We start from the raw sequence: 3,906 nt of genomic DNA, 5'->3' as shown, positions 1-3,906 counted from the left end.
GCGATCGCCGCGAGCATGGTGAAGGTGGGCCACAAATAATTGACCATGCCCACCTCGATCGCCTGCTGGCCCGAGTGCGCATGGCCTATGGACAGCGCCAGGCACAGCTCGTAGGAAACGAACAGCGCGCTGCCCCAGTACAGGTACTTTCGCGGCATGGCGCGCAGCGGCGTGAAGCCCACGGTCACCAGCAGCAGCAGCGATGCGGCTGTATAGATCATGGCCGCGCCGCCGGTGGCACCCAGGCCTTCGCTGACACTGCGGATCAGGCCCACGAGCGACGACCATAGGACGATGGCAACGAGACCGATCAATGTCGCGTTCTTCCTGCTGGGAATGCGCATTCTTCAGCAGCCCTGGCGCAAGCGCGCGCCGTGCGCCAGACTCAGCACTGCCACAGGAACTTGGCCGAAATGCCGGAACAGCGGCATTCAAACAGATAGCCGCAGCCGCCGGCGAAGTTCATCTCGGTCTGATAGTCGGGGCCCGACTCCAGCTGGGCGACGAACTGCATGGGCGCCTTGCAGGCACTGCAAGCCGGTGTGTCATCGTGCTGTATCCAGTCGGCCGCGCCGCCGATCTGCCCCAGCACCTCGCGCCGGCGTCCCGCATAGGCGGAAAACGCATCCGAGTAATCCTGCGCAACCACGGTCAGCAGGCGCGCGCCATAGCGCGTGTCGCGCAGGGTTTCGCCTTCGGCGGGCGGCGTCGCGAGTTGCAGGCCGTCAGCAGGCAGGGTGACCACCGCATTGCCGCCGCCGTCGGCTTCGAACTGGTCGCACTCGCCGGGATGGTTGGTGCACATGAAGATCAGGTGCAGATGCAGCGCACCGGGAGGGCGAATCTGCCCCTGGAACTGCATGGCTTCGCCGCACGAGCGGCAGCGCGGCCAGGCGAAACCTGGGCCCACCGATGGCAGGCCACCGAAACGCGTTTCGGCCGAGGCAAAGGCCGTCACCTCCCGATCGACGATCAGCAGCTCGATAGTGCTCAATGCGCTTTCGGGCGCAGGGCTGGGCTTTGTCTTCTGGAAGGCGCCGAGGATCTTCTGGAGGAAATTCATGCGTAGCTGGGTGCGGCGGCAGCGCTTATTTTTCCATCCACCACTGGATCACTACCTTCGCGAGAAAGCCGATGAAGCCCACGCCCAGACCGAGAAAGATCACGAACGTGCCGAACTTGCCCGCCTTCGACTGGCGCGCGAGCTGCAGGATGATGAACACCATGAAAAGAATGAACGCTCCCACCCCGTAGGTGAGAAAGAAGTGCGCAAGCTGCTCTTCTGTGTACCCGAAAATCACAACGACAAGTCCTACAACGCCCTGCCCGGCTCCGGCTGCTCGCGCGCCGGGAACGCCGAGGCGTCGACCAGATCACGGTAGGCATGCCAGCTCGCATGACCGAGCATGGGCACCACGGCAACCAGGCCCATGAGCAGCGAGCCCAGGCCCAACAGGGTAAACAACACAATCAACGCCGCCCAGAACGCCATGGGCGCCGGGTTGGCGATCACCACCGTCCAGCTCGTCAGCACGGCCTGCCACACGGTCACACGCCGGTCCAGCAGCAGCGGCATGGCCACGACGCTGGACGCAAAAATAGGCGCGGCCAGAAAACTGCCCAGCGCCATCCATAAAACAAACAGCTGCCCATCGCGTGCGAGCACGACATGGTGCAGAAAATCCAGCGGCGTCTGCACGCGCACCGGCGAGAGCACGGTGATCAGCGAGGCAGAAATCACCACCCAGCCCGTGGCCGCGAGCGACAGCAGCAGGCCGAAGCGCACCAGACACCAATAGCCCGCATGCCGCTCGGCCCCCGCGTGGCCGCTTTGCCAGCGCGTCCAGGTGGCACGCACCAGGCCCGGGCCTACCGGCTCGCCGCGCTCGAGCGCACGGCTGATCGCGTAGAGACTGGTCGCCACCACTGGGCCTATCACCAGAAATCCCGACAGCGCACCGGCCATCAGCCAGAAGCGATTGTGCCCCACGGCCAGGATGGCTGCGCTGATCAGCATCAATACCAGACCATGGGCGAAAGCCAGCAGCGGCGCGCGGCAGATGTCGCGCCAGGCCAGCGCCAGCCAGGACAGCGGCTGCATCAGGCCGATGGAACGAACCAGGGGAAGTGGAGCGGGAGAGCGCGGGCGGGAACGCAAGGTACTGGGCATGGGTCTCGGCTCGCTAACAGCGTCAGGAAGAATCAGCCTTCGGCCAGACCCTGACATAACTGCGCGAGACTGGCCACCGTCACGGAAGGGCTGGCCCCTCCGTGAGTCCAGTCTACGCCCGCGCGGTTGAGCCAGACTGCGTGCATACCCGCATCCATCGCGCCGCGGGCGTCGAGCAGCGCGTCGTCGCCCACGTGCAGCACGTTGGCCGCAGGAACGCCCGCGGCCTCGGCCGCGAGCGCGAAGATGCGCGGATCGGGCTTGGCCACGCCCACGCGGTGGGCGCTGATGCTCGCCTGGAAAAAGCGCCCGAGCCCGACGACGTTCACATCGGCCGTGCCATTGCTCAGCGCCACCAGCGGCCAGCGCGCGGCAAGAAACTCGAGCGCGGGAATCGCATCGTCATAGAAGTCGACGCGCTGGCGCTCGGCGAAGAACACATCGAACGCGGTCTCGGCGAGGGCGGGGTCGTCGCCCGCGCGCGTCAGCGCCAGACGAATGGATTCGCGCCGCAGGCCGTTGAGGTCATGCACGAGGTCGGGCCGCAGGCCGACGATTTCGTTGCGCACGGCGCGCACCGCGGCCTGGGTCTGCAGCGACTGCGCGGTCGCCGGCGCCTGGGTCTGCAGCCACTGCAGCAGCACGCGCTCGGCGCGTTCTATCGTCGGCCAGATGGGCCACAGGGTGTCGTCGAGATCGAGGGTGATGGCACGGATGCCGCGCGCGCGGATGCCCGAGAACGCGTTGGAGTCGGTAGAAGCTTGCATAGGTAGCCCGAGAATACCGCAGCCATCGCGGGCCTGAGGCAGCGCACCTGCCCGCGCCTTGGCACAATCGAGCCATGCCTTCACGCTTCGCGCCAGAACCCCCTACCCCCCACGGCAGCGCCGCACGCACCGCCGTGCTGCTGTGCAACCTCGGCACGCCCGATGCGCCCACGCCTTCGGCCGTGCGCCGCTACCTCGCGCAGTTTCTCAGCGACGACCGCGTCGTGGAGATTCCCAAGCTGGCCTGGTGGCCCATCCTGCACGGCATCATCCTGCGCACGCGCCCGGCGAAATCGGCTGCGAAGTACGCGACCGTGTGGCATCCCCAGGACGGCTCGCCGCTCGCGCACTGGAGCGCACGCCAGGCACTGCTGCTGCGCGGCTGGCTCGGCGAAGCCGGCCACAACGTGCTGGTGCGCCACGCGATGCGCTACGGCAATCCGTCGATCGCCAGCGAACTCGATGCGCTCAAGGCCGAAGGCGCGACGCGCATTCTGATCCTGCCGCTGTACCCGCAATATTCGGGCACGACCACGGCCAGCGTGTTCGACGCGGTCTACGACTGGGCGCGCACCCAGCGCCATATTCCCGAACTGCGTTTCGTCAACCGCTACCACGACGACGCCGGCTATATCGACGCACTGGCGCAGCGCATAGAGGCGCACTGGCGCGAGGCCGGCCGCAGCGCGCATCTGCTGATGAGCTTTCACGGCGTACCCGAGCGTACGCTGCATCTGGGCGACCCCTACCACTGCGAAAGCCGCAAGACCGGCCGGCTGCTCGCCGAGCGCCTGGGCCTTTCGCCGTCGCAGTACACCGTCACATTCCAGTCGCGCTTCGGCAAGGCCAAGTGGCTCGAGCCCTACACCGAGCCCACGCTGATCGCCATGGCGCAGCGCGGACTGCAAAGCGTGGACGTGGTCTGCCCGGGCTTCACCAGCGACTGCCTGGAGACGCTGGAGGAAATCA

5 protein-coding genes and 1 pseudogene are annotated in these 3,906 nt (G+C 66.6%); 1 reads left to right on the top strand and 5 read right to left on the bottom strand.

Features of this window, described 5'->3' with window-relative positions; translation table 11 throughout:
- The 5 genes and pseudogenes from RR928_RS24460 to RR928_RS24440 form a co-directional block, all read right to left on the bottom strand.
- Positions 1-344, bottom strand: a pseudogene (locus tag RR928_RS24460) (aromatic amino acid DMT transporter YddG); the annotation flags it as partial.
- 41 nt (positions 345-385) lie between these two features.
- Positions 386-1,063 (bottom strand): hypothetical protein, encoded by a 678-nt coding sequence (locus RR928_RS24455; protein ID WP_332539246.1) that lies wholly within the window; start codon positions 1,061-1,063, stop codon positions 386-388.
- Between the two features lie 25 nt (positions 1,064-1,088).
- On the bottom strand, positions 1,089-1,301 hold the full coding sequence (locus RR928_RS24450; protein ID WP_213298615.1) for a DUF2788 domain-containing protein: 213 nt from the start codon (positions 1,299-1,301) through the stop codon (positions 1,089-1,091).
- Between the two features lie 11 nt (positions 1,302-1,312).
- On the bottom strand, positions 1,313-2,170 hold the full coding sequence (locus RR928_RS24445; protein WP_332684665.1) for a DUF2189 domain-containing protein: 858 nt from the start codon (positions 2,168-2,170) through the stop codon (positions 1,313-1,315).
- A 32-nt stretch (positions 2,171-2,202) separates the two neighbouring features.
- Positions 2,203-2,937, bottom strand: a complete 735-nt coding sequence (locus tag RR928_RS24440; protein WP_332539243.1) for an HAD family hydrolase — start codon at positions 2,935-2,937, stop codon at positions 2,203-2,205.
- A 74-nt stretch (positions 2,938-3,011) separates the two neighbouring features.
- Here RR928_RS24440 and hemH point away from each other — a divergent pair.
- The coding region (gene hemH / locus RR928_RS24435) for a ferrochelatase (RefSeq protein WP_332684663.1) at positions 3,012-3,906 on the top strand (895 nt) is incomplete at its 3' end.

The organism is Comamonas sp., from assembly GCF_036666375.1.
In the GTDB taxonomy this organism is placed as follows: Bacteria; Pseudomonadota; Gammaproteobacteria; order Burkholderiales; family Burkholderiaceae_C; genus Comamonas.
Note: the sequence above shows the minus strand (reverse complement) of the source record. Positions and strands in the feature narration are given on the sequence as shown.